This window comes from Acinetobacter johnsonii, assembly GCF_048551975.1.
GTDB lineage: Bacteria > Pseudomonadota > Gammaproteobacteria > Pseudomonadales > Moraxellaceae > Acinetobacter > Acinetobacter johnsonii_A.
Window position 1 is genome coordinate 17,217 of record NZ_JBIMCF010000005.1, and the last position, 17,334, is coordinate 34,550.

Sequence of the window (17,334 nt, forward strand, 5' to 3'; positions counted from 1 at the left end):
AAGATAAGTATTGAACTTTTATGCTCTATATCGAATATTACTTTGTTGATATGATGTGCAAAATTTAACGATTGAGCAAAGATGTTTCTAGTGAGTTGAAAAAGTTAATCTTTTCCAAAGCGAAAGTACATATTCGACTGATATCGAATTGCACACTTGCAAAACTCACATTACAGTCATATGCATCAAATCAGGAATACCTGATTTAAAATCAATCGATCTCTCTATTGTTCAGCTAAGTTAAGCCTCGTTTGGGTGCTTACTCGGGAAGAAAAAATGAAAAAAATTCTAGGAATTGCGCTGGGTTTATCTGTTGTTTTAACGGGTTGTAGCAAACCTGAAGCACCTGCAGCAGATGCGGCTAAAACGGATACTGCAGCAGCTGAGCAAACAGTAACCATCGCATCGACTGGGTCTGATGCAGACATTTGGCGCTATATTGCAACTTTGCCAGAAACTAAAGCAGCTGGCTTAAAGCTAGACATTAAAAACTTCACTGACTATGTTGCAATGAACACTGCTGTTGCAAACAATGAAGTCGATGTCAATGCATTCCAATCTTATGCTTACCTTGTAGCATATAACGAAGCGAACACAGCGAAGATTGCTCCACTTTCAACGACCTACCTAGAGCCAATGGGCATCTATTCAAGCAAAGTAAAAACTCTGGCTGAATTTAAAAATGGTGCTACGATTGCAATTCCAAATGATGGTGCGAACGAATCACGTGCATTGTTATTATTACAATCTGCGGGTCTAGTGAAGTTAAAAAATGACTTTGACTTCGTGAAAGGCACTTCGAAAGACATTGTTGAAAACAACAAAGCTCTCGTCATCAAGCCAATTCAAATGGCAACAGCTGTACGTGTGAAAGACGAAGTTGATGCAATTGTTTTGGGTAATACCCTTGCAATGGAAGGTGGTCTAAACGTATTGAAAGATGCGATTTACTATGAGCCAATCGACCAAACCACGAAAATGAACGTCAACGTTCTTGCTGTGGCTGAAGCGCGTCAAAACGACCCTGTACTGAAAAAAGTTGGTGAGCTTTACCATGTCGCTGCAGTAGGCAAATATGTTCAAGAGCATTTTGGTGGCACAAAAATTGATGTGAACAAACCAGTAAGCTACCTTACTCAAGCTAAATAGTAATATAATCAAATCAACGAAACAGGCAAAGTCTCTTTGCCTGTTTTTTCATTTTTGTGTAGTTTTTGACGATATGATTCAATTTAAAAACATTTCAAAGCACTATCAGCTGAAAGGCCAAATCATTCCTGCACTGGACCAAATCAATTTGGACATTCCAGAAGGCAGTATTTTTGGCATTATTGGCTATAGTGGTGCAGGTAAAAGTACCCTCATTCGTTTGATCAATTTACTTGAACGTCCAACCGAAGGCCAAGTAATTATCAATCAGAAAGACTTTACTGCATTAGAAGCAAAAGCATTACGTCAAGAACGTGCAAATATTGGCATGATTTTCCAGCATTTTAATTTACTGCAAACCAAAACCGTTGCAGCCAATATTGAAATGCCCATGAAACTTTTAGGTTATAGCAAAGCTGAACGTGAAAAGCGTTTGAATGAGTTACTTGAGTTTATTGACCTCAAACATAAAAAAGAAGCTTATCCTGATGAGCTCTCGGGTGGTCAAAAACAACGTGTCGGTATTGCACGTGCGCTTGCCAACCATCCTAAAATATTACTTTGTGACGAAGCGACTTCTGCACTAGACCCACAAACCACCAAGTCAGTTTTAGACTTGCTCAAAAAAATCAATCAAGAGCAAGGCATTACCATCGTCATGGTGACACATGAAATGGATGTGATTCAAAGCATCTGCTCACATGTGGCCGTGATGGAACTCGGTAAAGTGGTTGAAACTGGGAAAACGGTGGACTTATTTAGTCGCCCACAACATGCAACAACACAGAATTTTATTCAAACGATTTTGCATCAACAGTTACCTATTAAGCTTCTGAACAAACTCGAACATAAGCATCATCATAGTATTTACCGCTTACAATTTCTGGGTAACTCTGCACACGAAACCGTAATTCAAAACTTAATTAAACAGTTTGATATTAGTCTCAATATCCTGTTTGCAAACATGATTGAAATTGATGGCAATGTGATTGGACAAATGTTTGTTCAGCTCTTGGGCGATGAAAGCCTGATTGCTGAAGCGGTTGAGTTTTTAAAACAACATGGTGTGGCTGTTGAACAATCAGGAGAGCTGCCATGAGAGATTTAATTGTCCAGTGGTTAACTCAAATCACAGCACCTTTTTGGAAAAGCTCTTTATCGATTGATCAGTTTATTACTGCTTTGCAAGAAACATTTCATATGGTGTTTTTTGCAATGCTGTTCGGCTGTATTTGGGGCTTTATTCAGGCCATCATTTTATTGGTCACACGTCCTGATGGTATTTTGCCGAACAAAGCGATTTATCACAGCCTGAACCCTATTGTGAATGCTCTACGCTCTCTGCCCTTTATTATTTTGCTGATTGCGGTTTTACCTTTGACCAAACTCATCGTCGGCACATCGATTGGCACGTGGGCTGCAATTGTTCCGCTCACCATTTATGTTGGACCATACATTGGTCGTTTGGTGGAAACTTCATTACTAGAAGTGAATGAAGGCATTATCGAATCTGCACAAGCAATGGGTGCAACTCCGCTACAAATCATCTTTAAGTTTATTTTACCTGAAGCACGTAGTTCACTGATTTTGAACTTAACCACAGCCACCATAAGCTTAATTGGTGCAACCGCGATGGCGGGTGCAGTGGGTGCAGGCGGTATTGGCGACCTTGCTATTTCTTATGGTTATCAACGTTTTGATACTAGTGTCGTAATACTCACAGTGATTGTGCTGTTGATCATGGTACAAATTGTACAATCCGTTGGGGATTGGCTGTCTAAACTGCGTTAACAAAATTAAGCTCTCAATATTGGGAGCTTTTTTTCAGGTCTAAGTTTTATATAATCTGGCAAACTAAATTTTTAAAAGCCGCAGATTCAAATCCCTATAATTACGTCACCAGTGTGAAAGTGAATCAGGTTGAACTCAATGCATCTGTGACACCAAATCAAGTTAATCAATTACTCGCTCCTCCGAATGGAAAAACCAGCAAACAATATGCAAAATTTACAGGCAACTATGAATACAGTATTACAACTGCCCAACCAAAAACCCTAAAATTTGAGATTTTTAGCGAAGATAATCCCAAGATTCAAGCTGAAGAATTCTATAAAGACAAAACGAGTTTCAAACAACTCAGTCAAACTAAAGCCCGTGTTTGGCTTGACTGGAAAGCACTCAAGGCATGAGCGAAAACATACGCGTGCAAAATATTCATGTCACACAAAATTATACTTTACAGCAGTTTAAACAAGACTTTAAATACAGTGCACAAGGCATGGCAGCATCAGGTGAAGCCCAAGTTTTGCTCTTGCAGCTCAATGAAATCAAAGCATTTTTGAAAAAACCCCAAGACTTTGCCCCACCCTACACGGCTTATCTCAACTTTGGTTTTAAAAATGGACGGTTAAGTAACTTTGCCCTTCAGCAAGCAGTGGCCTGATAAAGGCTTTTATGCCAAGAAACAATGCGACTAACATTGACTTTTCTAAGTCGTTTAGAACTTACTGACAATAAAATAAACAGTCCAAACACTGCGGCCTATTAAATTTTGCCAATTCATTTGAATCGCACTCAGAATGAAGGCAGAGCATGTTAAACTATTCAGCGGTTTTTGCAGGGACTCACTTATGCACTTTGTACATCTTGGTATTCATACAGAATTTTCAATCACAGAATCAATTGTACGTATACCTGATTTAGTCAAAGCTGCTAAGGCAGAAGGTATGCCAGCCCTTGCCATTACTGACTTATCTAACTTACACGCTGCTGTAAAATTTTATGGTAAATGCTTAGATAATGGTATCAAACCGATTATGGGTTCAGAAGTTCGCTTGAACGATGCTGAACATCGCGTGACATTATTGGCGATGAGCAATGTTGGCTGGCGTAATCTAACCGAACTAGTTTCAGAAGGTTTTATCCGTGGTCAACAGCTTGATATTCCTTGCGTTGCAAAAGACTGGATTTTAGAACAAAACCATGACCTGATTGCGCTACTTGGCATGCGATCTGATGTCGGCAAAATGCTCTGTACATCGAATCCGCAAAAAGCCGAACCTTTACTCGAAGAATGGATTGCAAAATTTGGCAATCGTGTTTATTTGGCTTTATGTCGAACAGAGCGTTCAGGTGAAGATGACTTCAACTATGAAGCCCTAAAACTGGCTAAAAAATACAATATTGGTGTAGTTGCGTATAACGATGTGCATTTCATGAAAGAAATGGACTTTGAAGCACACGAAGCACGGGTCTGTATTGCCGATGGTTATGTATTAGGGGATAACCGCCGACCAAAAAATTACTCTCCAGAGCAATATTTTAAATCTGGCCAAAAAATGGCGGAATTATTTGCAGACATTCCCTCTGCAATTGAAAATACTTATCAAATTGCCAAACGTTGTAACGTCACTCTGCAATTAGGTAAATACTTCCTGCCAGACTACCCTATTCCTGAAGGCCATACCATCGACACCTACTTTGCACATTTATCCAAAGTAGGTTTAGAAGAGCGTTTAGACTTTTTATATCCACCTGAAACGCGTGATGAATACTGGCCTGAAAAACGTAAAGAATATGATGATCGTTTAGAGTATGAAATCGGGACCATTCTTAAAATGGGTTTCCCGGGCTACTTCTTGATTGTCATGGACTTTATCCAATGGTCCAAAGGTAATGGCGTGCCCGTTGGTCCAGGCCGTGGTTCAGGTGCAGGTTCGTTGGTTGCCTACAGCTTAAAAATTACAGATCTCGACCCTCTCCCATACGGGCTACTTTTTGAACGCTTCTTAAACCCAGAACGTGTTTCAATGCCCGACTTCGATGTCGATTTCTGTATTGCTGGTCGTGACCGTGTCATTGACTATGTGGCGCGTACCTATGGACGCGATGCAGTATCACAAATTGCCACTTTCGGTACCATGGCAGCCAAAGGTGCCATTCGTGACGTGGCACGTGTCTTGGGTAAATCCTATGGTTTGGCAGACCGAATCTCAAAAATGATTCCGACCAAACCTTTAGGTTTAAGCCTCGAAGAGTCGATTGAAGCAGAGCCACAGCTTAAAGACATTGTCACTAACCCATCCAACCCAGACAATGACGATGCGGCTGAAATTTGGGAAATGGCATTAAAGCTCGAAGGCATTACCCGTAACACAGGTAAACACGCAGGTGGCGTGGTCATTTCCCCGACTAAAATTACCGACTTTTCTGCCGTGATGTGTGATGCAGATGGTACAGGCCGTGTTGCGCAGTACGATAAAGACGATGTTGAATCTGCAGGTCTAGTAAAGTTCGACTTCTTGGGTCTGCGCAACTTAACGGTCATTGAAGATGCCGTGAAGAATATCAATAAGCGCATTCAGCTAGATGTGCCTTTAGACATTGCGTTCATTCCGCTTGATGACAAAGATGCATACCTGATCTTTGCTAATGCCAACACCACAGCGGTCTTCCAGTTTGAATCCGTGGGCATGAAAAAAATGCTCAAGGAAGCACGTCCAAGCAAATTTGAAGAAATTATCGCCTTCGTATCCCTTTACCGTCCTGGTCCGATGGATCTGATTCCTGACTTTATCCACCGTATGCATGGTGGAGAGTTTGAATATCTCCACCCCCTACTTGAAGGTGTACTTGAGCCGACTTACGGCATTATGGTTTACCAAGAACAGGTGATGCAGGCAGCGCAGTATTGTGCGGGCTATAGCTTGGGTGGTGCGGATCTACTGCGTCGTGCAATGGGTAAGAAAAAGCCCGAAGAAATGGTCAAACAGCGCCAAATTTTCACGGAAGGGGCAGCGAAAAAAGATATTGATGAAGCCACTGCCAACCATATCTTTGACTATATGGAAAAGTTTGCAGGTTATGGCTTTAACAAATCACATGCCGCAGCATACGCCTTAGTGGCCTATCAAACGGCATGGCTCAAAGCGCATTATCCAGCTGAATTCTTAGCAGCGGTGATGTCATCGGAAATGCAAAACACCGATAACGTGGTGTTCTTGATTGATGACTGTCGACACAACGATATAGAGGTATTGCCGCCTTCGGTCAATATGTCTATCTATCAATTCCATGCTTCGGACGACAAAACGATCGTCTATGGGCTCGGTGCAATTAAAGGCGTGGGTGAAGCAGCGATGCAGTCAGTCATTGACTCACGTATTCAAGATGGGCCGTATCGTGACTTATTTGATTTCTGCCATCGTATTGATCTGAAAAAAATTAATAAGCGGACTTTAGAAGCGTTGATTCGATCAGGTGCTTTAGACTGTCTCGGCATTGAACGCTCAAGTCTAATGGCGCAATTACCTGAAGCGGTACAAGCGGCTGAACAAGCTCGCTCAAATCGTGAAACAGGCATCATGGACTTGTTTGGTGAAGTTGAAGAAGTACAACGTAAACCCGCTAAACCCGTTAAACCTTGGTCAGATGAAGTCCGTCTCAAAGGTGAGAAAGACACCCTAGGTTTGTATTTAACCGGCCACCCAATTGATGTCTATCGCACTGAGTTGAAAGCGTTTATTCCGAATAAAATTAATGAACTTACCCCAACCCGCCGTGGTGTCACTACGGTTTTTGCAGGTCTCGTGGTTGATGTAGCTAACTTCCCAAACCGAATGATGGTGACGTTGGATGATGGTACCTCACGAATTGAAGTCTCTGCGAATCATGAACGCTTTATGCGTTTTAAAGACATCATTCAAAATGAAAAAGTCGTGGTAATTGAAGGCGAAATTTACGAGCGTGAAGGTTTTGACCGTCCAATGGGACGCTTAACCAAAGCATTTACACTAAATGAAATTCGCCAAAAACGTGCCAACTGTATTCAAATTCGTCTCGACCCAACACATAGCACAAAAACACTGAACCAAGATTTGAAAAATATTCTTGCCCCCTTCTGTAATGTCGATATGTGTAATCACATTCCGCTGCAATTGCTGTTGGACTACCCGTATGCCACGGCTGAATTGCACTTAGGGATCAATTGGAAAGTGGCACCGCTGGATGAACTACTTTCTAAACTGCGTGACTATTTTGGTAAAGAAAATCTTCATGTGGAATATCAAGTCAAATCCAAAGCAGCCAAAGCGGTGAGCTATGAAGAAGCCAAACCTGTAGATGTACCACCGCCCCCTGCGGATATGAGCATGGATGATGCCATGGACTTATATCAAGCTGAAGTCGGTCAGTTCTCTTAATTATTTAAATTTTAAAATTTATTGGAAAAATCATGAGCCAATTTGACAATGCCGCTGTTTCAGCGCATCTCTCCCATGTGCGTATTGTCATGGTCAATACCACACTCCCTGCGAACATTGGTAGCGCACTGCGCGCCATGAAAACAATGGGACTCTCAAAACTGTTTTTGGTTGCGCCAAAAACCTATCCACATCCTGATATCGATGCTTTGGCTGCGGGTGCAACTGATTTAATCGAGCAGATTGAAATCGTTGAAACCCTTGCCGAGGCCATCAAAGACTGCCATTTAGTGTTTGGCACCAGTGCGCGTAGTCGTACCATTCCTTGGCCTTTGCTAGACGCACGTCCTGCGGCAGAAAAATCAATTTCAGCAGTGGTGAATGATCAGCAAGAGGTTGCTGTTGTATTTGGTCGTGAAGACCGCGGACTAACCAACGAAGAACTGGCCATGGCTAACTATCATGTCACCATTCCTGTCAATACAGACTATGGCGTGCTAAATGTGGCTCAAGCGATTCAAGTGATTTGTTATGAAATGCGTATGGCAACTCTTGCTGCTGTAGAAAGTGCTGAAGATGAAGCTGCAACCATGCCTGTCACAGATACTGAGTCTATGCAATGGGATGAGCCTTTAGTCACCCATGAGCAAATGGAACAGTTCTACCCGCACATTGAAAAAATGTTGGCCGAGATTGAATTTTTAGACCCCAAAAATCCTCGATTACTGCCTTTACGCTTGCGTCGTCTTTTTGGACGTATACAATTAGATCGTATGGAATATCATTTACTTCGTGGTATTTTTAGTCGAGTACAAGCTTTAAATAATGGCACATGGAAAAAGTCAAATACGGATCAAACAGAGGATCAATCTAATGCTTAAACAGCTCAAAGAAGATATACAAGCTGTATTCGCGCGCGATCCTGCCGCACGAAACACTTTAGAAGTTCTAGCCACATATCCAGGCATTCATGCCTTGATCATGCACCGTATGGCGCATGAGTTATGGAAAAAAGAATGTAAAGGCTCAGCACGTTTATTGTCTTCTTTTAGCCGTTTTGCAACAGGGATTGAAATTCACCCGGGTGCTAAAATTGGCCGTCGTTTTTTTATTGACCATGGCATGGGCGTCGTGATTGGTGAAACCGCTGAAATTGGTGACGATGTGACCCTATATCACGGTGTCACTTTAGGTGGAACCACATGGAATAAAGGCAAACGTCACCCGACCTTAGAAGACGGCGTGGTAGTTGGTGCTGGTGCTAAAATTTTAGGCCCTTTTACTGTCGCTAAAAATGCTAAAGTCGGCTCAAATGCAGTCGTCACCAAAGCTGTACCAGCCGACACCACCGCAGTTGGCAACCCTGCACGCTTTATTTCTAAAGATAAACCGAAAGATGAAGCAGAAACACGTCGTCGCGATTATGCAGAAAGTATTGGTTTCCAACCTTATGCTGCAACGCAAGACCAGTCTGATCCAATTCTTGAAGGTATGCGTGTTCTACTTGACCGCATTCAATTGAATGAAAAACGGATGAATACCCTTTGCCAACGTTTGTCTTTACTTGATCCAACTTTTAAAAAGCAACAACAAAATGAACAACCCTTTAGTGCTGAAGAATTGAAAATTTTGGAAGATGTACGCCGCGAATGTGAAGCTCAAAGCCTGCCATCTAACGACTAAACATGAAAAGTGTTAGTTTTTGAAAACCTGCCTATAGCAAACCTTGCATGTTCATCAGAGTTTTTTTAGACTGACGAACATGCTTTTTATACCACTTCTTAAAATAATGAATGGAAGAACCTTATGATGCTTAAACCCTTAGCGGTTGCTGTTCTTGCTGTCTCGTTTTTAACAGCGTGTAGCTCAAACCCAACGAAGAATAACAACGATACCATCGTTTTTACAGAGCCTGAATTAACTGCACCATTTTATGCACTCAATCCATTTAATTATGATGCGCCACCTCCATTTGAAATTAACTTAAAAAAAGCAGCGGCTCAGCCTGTAACAAAAATGGAAGTGACTCGCTCTGACGATCCATCTAAAAAAATGGTTTTAGACACCAATAAACTGATTATTCCAACCATAAACAGCAAAGACCGTCAATTAAAGTTTGCCGTACTGGCAGGCGACAATGAAGTCGACATTACTGAAATTGATGACTTCTTACAGTTGGTTGAAGGCAAAGCCCGTCACTACCCACCACGTTTTACAGAACGCCAAGAACGTAAAGGTTTTGAGTTAAAACTAAAAGAAGTCACACAACAGCTTGATACGTTAGCATCGAAAGACAATGCTTCATTTGATGTACTGATCCGTGCGTTCAAAGCTAGCGTTATGGCACGTAATTTAGACCTTGGTTCAGTCTATACCACCAAGTCTTTGGCTTATGCACAGCGTATTTTAAAAATTAACCAAGAAGACCCTGAAGCAAACTTCTGGTTCGGTTTTGCTTTGTCTGAAGGTGGTGGTCAACGCGAAGCAATGCCATACCTCGATAAAGCAATGAAATCTGGTGTTCAAGAAGCCTATTTATCGACCGCAAATAACTACATCGCGATGGAACAAAAGAAAAATGCGGTGCAAACCTTGAAAAACTACAAGCTGAAATATCCACAAGAAGCCGAAATTGCGGATCGCTTGATTAATGAAATTGAAAAACAAGGTCGTTGGAATGTTTGGCAAGTTCTAAATACTGCAAAATAATTCCATTATTTATGATGTACCTAAAAAATAGACCAAATTTTCGGTCTATTTTTATTTTAGGCGAATTGATAAATCAGAAAATTATCGTATGATTTAAAAAATTCAAAAGAATAAACGGTAGTCGATGCTTTATATGCCTAAATACATCCGTAGCACCTTGATAGTAACCGCTCTATTTTCGCTCTTGAGTGGTTGCCAAGTGGTCAGTGTGAAAAATCAATCACTGAACGTCACGATTACCAATGAGCGTGAGAGTATTTTAACGCGAGATAAGCTCAGTGAAGCGAGTCTAAACGTGTTGTCCATGACAGGTCGAGAAGCCAAAATCTGTTCAGAGCAACCTGAAGAATGTGTCAGCGAACTCAGACAAATTCCACAAATTCAGGATGAACAGCTCCTCTCTACTGCCAGCGAACTGTATCTCGCTAAAGCAATTTCCTTAGAAAAATCATCTACCTGTAAAGTGAGTATTTTAACCAAGACTCAGTCCGAAGAAAAAAAAGCGCTACAAAAACAAAACTACCAAAGCTGCCTAGATCAGCAACTCGGCATGTTGGATAAAAGTATTCGCTATAGTTATGCCTACATGTTTAACACCAAACGTGGTCCCCAAGATCGTATTTTTGATAACCGACAAGTCCAACTGCGTGACTTTTATAACCAAGCTATCGCTAAACTTGTACATAGTTATGGACTACGCCATGAACCATCTGAAGTCGGTAATCAAATCAAAGTGGGACAAAGTATTTACCGCATTAATTACGATAACTACCCACTTTTAAAAAACCGTCAAGTTGAACAACTAATGTCAACTTACAATATGAACTTTTCAGGCCTCCGCTCTATCACGCGTCGCGATGGTTTTGGTTCAGAGTTTCTGATTGTTCTCCCACCTGAGCATAACGATACCTCACCTGAAAAAGCCAAATATATTGTCGATCCACTGCATTATCAGTACACCAATGGTCGTAATCCTAACATTCACAATGCCCGTTATTTAGCAGCGACTATTACCGCACAGCCACGCTCTGCATCTAGTATCGATGAAATCTTAAACACCCCTGAGTTTGAAATCTCAGCTTATGATCCCTACAAGTTTGAATCTGCGAAAATTGCAGGCAAAAGTTACCCTCTTGCTGCAAACTTTTCTGCACCTTATGGCTTATGGTTGGCACAAAACAATTTAGGTAAAGCCGCGTATTTATCACTGATTGATCGTGATGCACGCCTCACCATGCCGCACCTATACATGCTTGAGCCGTACAACCCAAATAAAAAAGTAGTGGTGCTCGTTCACGGACTAGCCAGTAGTCCAGAGGCATGGATTCGTTTGACGAATGATGTCATGGGCGACCCCGTGCTACGTGAGCACTATCAAGTCTGGCAAGTGTTCTACTCGACCAATATGCCAATTTTAGAAAGTCGTTTCCAAATCTATGCAATCATTCAACAAAGTTTTAATTTGGTCGACAGCAAAGCACCTGCCAAAAAGGATGCCGTACTAGTGGGTCATAGTATGGGCGGCATTATTGCGCGGCTTTTAGTGAGCGATGCTGACTTAACCCCTGCGGCAATGAAACTGCTACCCAATCGACGTGTGCAACAATTTAAAAATGATCCTCTGTTTAAATCGCGCCTCGACATTCAACCGATTCCAAATTTCAGTCGGGCCATTTTCTTAGCAGCGCCACATCGTGGGACAGAGTTTGCTGACCGCTGGTTTACCCTCGCGGCGCGTAAAGTCATTCGTCTACCAGGTGCATTTTTGGGGGCACTGACCGATGTTATACAAAGTAGTGACCCTGACCTACAAGAATTTATTAAAGATTTAGATAATGGGCTTATTCAAAATGGGCCAAGTGATCTCAGCAAGAATTCTAACTTTACTCGGTTAACTAAAAATGTCGTTCCATACAAAGGCATGAAATTCCACAGCATCATGGGTAATGCGACCAAAAGTGATGACCTCAATATCATTACAGACGATGTTGTGCCTTATACGAGTGCCCATCTAGATGGTGCATTGTCGGAGAAAATTATTAAAGGTGGGCACTCTATTCAAGAAACCCCTGAAGCCGTTCTTGAGTTACGTCGTATCCTGCGGTTACACCTGACTGAACTCGGTCTGTATAAGCCTTAAACTTAAAAAGCCTAAACAGATGTTTAGGCTTTTTTATTTTTGCTTTACACCTAACGCCTACAGCAATAATCACTTGGCTGTTTAACAACTGTTCGCTTTATAGATGATTTATTGTTTAGTCGTTTTCAATTTTGCTAAGATATTGCCATTCATACATAGCTGTTCATAGCGCATAAATACACACGGTAAGCGGTGTCGCTCGGTCTATTTTTACATTGTGCATTTTAAAAGATTTAAGGATTTCACCTACATGAGCAATTCGGGAATCATAACTGATTTGTCCACCCTCACTCCCATGATGCAACAGTACATGGGCGTCAAAATGCAACATCCGCACTCTTTGATGTTCTATCGTATGGGTGACTTCTACGAGCTATTTTTTGAAGATGCACATAAAGCCGCTAAACTTCTCGGAATTACCCTGACCCATCGTGGCAAAGCCAATGGTCAACCCATCCCTATGGCAGGTGTTCCTTACCATGCAGCTGAAGGCTACCTTGCTCGCTTGGTGAAAAAAGGCGAAACCGTCGTTATTTGCGAGCAAATTGGTGAAGTTACAGGTAAGGCCCCTGTTGAACGTGGCGTTGTCCGGATTATTACACCGGGTACGCTGACAGATGATGCCTTACTGACTGCACATCAAAGTTCAAACCTTGTGGCGCTTTGCGTACAACAAAACGAAATTGGTATTGCATTGTTAGATTTAAGTGCAGGTTTATTCAAAGTTCAACAACAAGAGTTTCAGCTTGAGCAACTCGGTATTGAACTGTCTCGCCTCATGCCAAGTGAAATTTTGGTCGATGAAAATATTGTCGACCCCAACATCATTGAACACATTAAAAAACTGCTCGACTGCCCTGTGACACGCCGTCCAAATGTCGACTTTAATTTAAACAATGCACAAAAAACCTTATGTGATCAGTTTGCAGTATCGACTTTAGCTGGTTTCGGTATTGACCATTTACCACTTGCCAAAGCAGCAGCAGCATCCCTGATTCATTATGCCAAAGAAACGCAAAAGACTGCCTTGCCGCATATTCGTTCGATTCAACTAGAACAAAGCAGTGATTTCATTGCGCTTGATCCTGTGACACGTAGAAACTTAGAGTTGGTTGAGCCTCTGTTTGAACACGGTACGTCATTATTCCAACTCATCAATGACTGTCAAACTGCAATGGGTGGACGTTTACTTAGTCGTACACTGATGCAACCGTTACGAGACACCAAGCTCTTAGACGCACGTTTAGATGCCACCAAAAGTCTTGTGGATGGCTACCATGAATCGCCAATCCGTTTAGTATTAAAAGAGATTGGAGACATTGAACGTGTCCTCAGTCGGGTGGCTTTAGGTAGTGCCCGTCCGCGTGACTTAGTGCAACTGCGCCAAGCTTGTGCACAAATCCCTTATTTACGTCATGCCATTCAACCCGTGATCCAAAGCAAACAGTCTGCACTCATTAGCCAATTGAATGAGGAATTGGGTGATTTCCATGGCTTACATCAACGTCTAATGTCTGCCATCGTTGAACATCCACCCGTGCTTTTACGGGATGGAAATGTGATAGCGGAAGGTTTCGATCAGGAACTCGATGAACTCCGTAAAATCCGCGATCATGCAGGACAGTACTTGATCGATCTTGAAATTCAAGAACGTCAAAATACTGGAATTTCGACCTTAAAAATTGGTTATAACCGTGTCAGTGGGTATTATATTGAACTGACCCGTGCACAAGCCGAGCAAGCACCTGATCACTACATTCGTCGTCAAACCTTGAAAAATGCTGAGCGTTATATCACGCCTGAGCTGAAAACCTTTGAAGACAAAGTGCTTTCAAGTGAGTCCCGTGCATTAGCCCGCGAAAAAATGCTGTTCGAAATGCTCTTAGATGAACTCCGCGCCGACATTGGTCATTTACAAATGATGAGTAGCGCTATTGCGCAGATCGACCTATTAACGAACTTTGCACATCAGGCTCGTTTACGCAATTGGTCACGTCCTGAGTATAGCCCAGAAATTGGAGTTAAAATTATTGCGGGACGTCATCCAGTAGTTGAAGCTTTGAACAAAGCCTCATTTACACCGAATGACACGACACTTGATTTTAACCACCGCATGGCCATTATTACGGGTCCTAACATGGGCGGTAAATCAACCTTTATGCGCCAAACGGCTTTAATTAGCCTATTAGCCTATTGTGGCTCATATGTACCTGCCCAATCAGCAGTCTTAGGCCCTATTGATCGAATATTTACCCGCATTGGTTCTGCGGACGACCTATCTACAGGCAAATCGACCTTTATGGTGGAAATGACTGAGACCTCGCAAATCCTGCATCATGCAACCAATCAATCACTGGTTTTGATGGATGAAGTTGGTCGTGGCACCAGTACCTATGATGGTTTATCTTTGGCATGGGCTTGCGTACTTGACTTAACTAAACGCATTAAATGTTTATGTTTATTTGCCACACATTACTTTGAACTGACCGAGCTGGCGAAAGAAACTGCTATTGATAACTACCATGTCACAGCAAAAGAAATCAATGGCAACCTCATTTTGTTACATAAAGTCCAACATGGGCCTGCGAGCCAAAGTCACGGCTTACAAGTAGCAAAATTGGCGGGTATTCCTGCCAGTGTGATCAAAGAAGCACAAAATCGTCTGAAAATTTTAGAGAAGCAACAACTGCAAAAACCTAAAGTCGTTCAAAATGATTTGTTTGCTGCAATAGAAACACCTGAACTTGAAATCATTGAACGTGTGGTTGAAATCGAGAAGCCTTCTGCCGCACTTGAACTACTCAAGAGCATTGATGTCGATAACTTAAGTCCACGTGAAGCGTTACAGCAGCTTTATGCATTGAAAGATCAGTTACATTCATAGTGGTTCTCTATTTTTGTAACCCATCTAGACCGTCAAAATGACGGTCTTTTTATTGTCAAAAGCAGTTTTCAGCAGAATGTTCAGTTTTTATCAAATTTAACAGCCGTGCATATAACAAATATCAATAAAAGCAATTGTTAGTTGGTGCTGTTTTTGCCTAAAATACACATTAGTTATTAGAACCATATTTTTAGGTAGCCTTCGCCATGACCTTTGTTGTCACTGAAAATTGTATTAAATGTAAATATCAAGACTGCGTAGAAGTTTGTCCAGTAGACTGTTTCTATGAAGGTCCAAACTTTCTAGTGATCAATCCGGATGAATGTATCGATTGCGCACTGTGTGAACCTGAATGTCCAGCAAATGCAATTTTCTCAGAAGATGAACTACCAGAAGGTCAAGAAGTCTTTATTGAACTGAATGCTGAGTTATCACAAACTTGGCCGAACATTACCCAGATTGGTGACCAACCTGCTGACCGTGAAGAATGGAACGGTAAAGCAGATAAGTTACAATACTTAGAAAAGTAACTCTAAAAAGATCAGCATAAGCTGATCTTTTTTTATACCTAAAACACACATTTGATTGCAATATTTCCAATTTTTCCTCACAAATTTGGATTAAAATAATAAGCATATTTTTTAAATATTTGATTTCTATAATGAAGAAATTTTTAAAGGGATTATTTGCGGTTAGCATAATCCCCTTGGTGATGATTGGCTGTACGACTTCATCTCACAAAGGCAAGACCATCACAACACCTGATGGAAAACGTATTTTTATCCCACAAGAGAAAATTAGTTTTGACCGCCCTGCTCCACCTAAAATTATTCCTTATACCTACAATGCTTGGATGTCTGTCGGTGACACACTAGCAAGCGTACGTGAGTATGAAGTTTTCCTTGAACGTAATGGAGTTGGGAATATCATTCCAAGCTTTGAACTGCTCAGAACAGCACGTGATTGGCAAAAATGTGGTCGCTCACAATATATGATTCCAAATCGTGAACTTTGGAAAAACCAAATTGCGACCTTAAAAGTATTTAAATATTTAGTTGCAGCTAAAGTACTGACCGATTTTGAAGTCACTTCAGTTTATCGTGATCTTCCTTTAAACCAATGTGCAGGTGGTGCCAACTCATCCCGCCACTTATTCAATTCTGCCATCGATTTTCGAATCGGACCTGAAAACCCGCAGCCACAAGATTATGCATATATTGAAAATACTAAATTCCGTCTATGCCAATTTTGGACTCAACACGGACAAAGCTTGAACATGGGCTTAGGCTTATATGCATCTGGTCAGATTCACATTGATACCCAAGGATATCGCACATGGGGCCCAGATCTCAGTCGCAATTCTTCGATGTGTAGTTACTAGTTTTTAAAAATTAAAAGAGGTCAATATGACCTCTTTTTTTTGAGCATTGATTTCAACAAATATGGTCGAAAAAATTGCACTCTGAGAATAAAAGTTTAAAATGCTCCTCATCGCAACCGAGGTGAACATGCTATGCAACAAATGTGGACAGAGATTGATAACTATATCTATGCACATTTAATTCCTGAAGACCCTATTCTACTGCAAACTTTAGAAAATACAGAGAAGCATGGTTTTCCAGATCACTTAGCTGTTGCACCCAACCAAGGTATGCTTTTACAAATGCTGATTCAAATGAATCAATGTAAGCGGGTATTGGAGCTCGGCACTTTTGCCGCCTATAGCACCATGTGGTTAGCGCGTGCTTTACCTGAAGACGGCTATATTTTAACGATTGAAGGGCGTGATACGCATGCCGCGATGGGTCAAGAAAATATCGACAAAGCTCAGCTTAAACAAAACGTTGAACTCAAATGTGGGCGTGCAGCAGATATCCTTAAATCACTGCCTGCAGATATTGAACCTTTCGACTTTATTTTCATTGATGCCGATAAACAAAGCTACCCAGAGTATTTGGAATTAAGCCTGAACCTATCTCATTCAGGTACTTTGATTTTCCTCGATAACGTAATTCGTGCAGGCGATATTATCAATGCTGAAAATCATAAACCAAGTATTGAAGGGATTAGAGATATGTTCAAAGCGATGCAAAACCATCCGAAAATTTTGTCGTGCACAGCACTTCAAACTGTTGGTAGCAAAGGACATGATGGATTTGCCTTAGCCATTGTAAAATAAGCTAAAACTTAGATTAAAAAACAATCGATTAATTTAAGCTTATATAAATCATAAACTTGCATTTACTGTCCAT

Annotated in this window: 14 protein-coding genes; all 14 read left to right on the top strand. The window is 41.4% G+C overall.

Annotated elements, in window-relative coordinates; translation table 11 throughout:
- The first annotated feature begins 276 nt into the window (after positions 1-276).
- The 14 genes from ACG9ZB_RS06020 to ACG9ZB_RS06085 all read left to right on the top strand — a co-directional run bounded on the left by ACG9ZB_RS06020 (position 277) and on the right by ACG9ZB_RS06085 (position 17,261).
- Positions 277-1,149 carry a MetQ/NlpA family ABC transporter substrate-binding protein gene (locus ACG9ZB_RS06020; RefSeq protein ID WP_004696377.1) on the top strand — a complete coding sequence of 291 codons (873 nt, stop codon included), beginning with the start codon at positions 277-279 and terminating at the stop codon, positions 1,147-1,149.
- Between the two features lie 73 nt (positions 1,150-1,222).
- Positions 1,223-2,248 carry a methionine ABC transporter ATP-binding protein gene (locus tag ACG9ZB_RS06025; RefSeq protein ID WP_419324832.1) on the top strand — a complete coding sequence of 342 codons (1,026 nt, stop codon included), beginning with the start codon at positions 1,223-1,225 and terminating at the stop codon, positions 2,246-2,248.
- Complete coding sequence (locus ACG9ZB_RS06030) at positions 2,245-2,940, top strand: methionine ABC transporter permease (RefSeq protein ID WP_004696373.1); 696 nt, start codon at positions 2,245-2,247, stop codon at positions 2,938-2,940. Before ACG9ZB_RS06025 ends, ACG9ZB_RS06030 begins: the two co-directional genes overlap by 4 nt.
- Positions 2,941-3,053: 113 nt before the next feature.
- Entirely contained in the window at positions 3,054-3,338 is a 285-nt protein-coding gene (locus tag ACG9ZB_RS06035) for a hypothetical protein (RefSeq protein ID WP_419324834.1), read from the top strand.
- On the top strand, positions 3,335-3,592 hold the full coding sequence (locus ACG9ZB_RS06040) for a hypothetical protein (RefSeq protein WP_419324836.1): 258 nt from the start codon (positions 3,335-3,337) through the stop codon (positions 3,590-3,592). The genes ACG9ZB_RS06035 and ACG9ZB_RS06040 overlap by 4 nt, the downstream gene beginning before the upstream one ends.
- A gap of 187 nt (positions 3,593-3,779) precedes the next feature.
- Positions 3,780-7,349, top strand: coding sequence for a DNA polymerase III subunit alpha (gene dnaE, locus ACG9ZB_RS06045; RefSeq protein WP_419324838.1), 3,570 nt, complete (start codon positions 3,780-3,782; stop codon positions 7,347-7,349).
- 32 nt (positions 7,350-7,381) lie between these two features.
- Positions 7,382-8,230: an RNA methyltransferase gene (locus ACG9ZB_RS06050; protein WP_279737154.1), complete on the top strand. Its 849-nt coding sequence runs from the start codon at positions 7,382-7,384 to the stop codon at positions 8,228-8,230.
- Entirely contained in the window at positions 8,223-9,032 is an 810-nt protein-coding gene (gene cysE / locus ACG9ZB_RS06055; protein WP_419324840.1) for a serine O-acetyltransferase, read from the top strand. The genes ACG9ZB_RS06050 and cysE overlap by 8 nt, the downstream gene beginning before the upstream one ends.
- Before the next feature lie 123 nt (positions 9,033-9,155).
- Entirely contained in the window at positions 9,156-10,058 is a 903-nt protein-coding gene (locus ACG9ZB_RS06060; RefSeq protein WP_419324842.1) for an ABUW_2363 family tetratricopeptide repeat lipoprotein, read from the top strand.
- A 133-nt stretch (positions 10,059-10,191) separates the two neighbouring features.
- Positions 10,192-12,198, top strand: coding sequence for an esterase/lipase family protein (locus ACG9ZB_RS06065; RefSeq protein ID WP_419324844.1), 2,007 nt, complete (start codon positions 10,192-10,194; stop codon positions 12,196-12,198).
- A 250-nt stretch (positions 12,199-12,448) separates the two neighbouring features.
- The gene (gene mutS / locus ACG9ZB_RS06070) at positions 12,449-15,082 is read left to right on the top strand and encodes a DNA mismatch repair protein MutS (protein WP_419324846.1); all 2,634 of its coding nucleotides are present in this window, start codon (positions 12,449-12,451) and stop codon (positions 15,080-15,082) included.
- Between the two features lie 206 nt (positions 15,083-15,288).
- A complete protein-coding gene (gene fdxA / locus ACG9ZB_RS06075; RefSeq protein WP_004696359.1) occupies positions 15,289-15,612 on the top strand; it encodes a ferredoxin FdxA in 324 nt (107 codons plus the stop codon).
- A 131-nt stretch (positions 15,613-15,743) separates the two neighbouring features.
- The gene (locus ACG9ZB_RS06080) at positions 15,744-16,463 is read left to right on the top strand and encodes a peptidase M15 (RefSeq protein WP_419324848.1); all 720 of its coding nucleotides are present in this window, start codon (positions 15,744-15,746) and stop codon (positions 16,461-16,463) included.
- A 132-nt stretch (positions 16,464-16,595) separates the two neighbouring features.
- Entirely contained in the window at positions 16,596-17,261 is a 666-nt protein-coding gene (locus tag ACG9ZB_RS06085) for an O-methyltransferase (RefSeq protein WP_419324850.1), read from the top strand.
- The last annotated feature ends 73 nt before the right edge of the window (positions 17,262-17,334 follow it).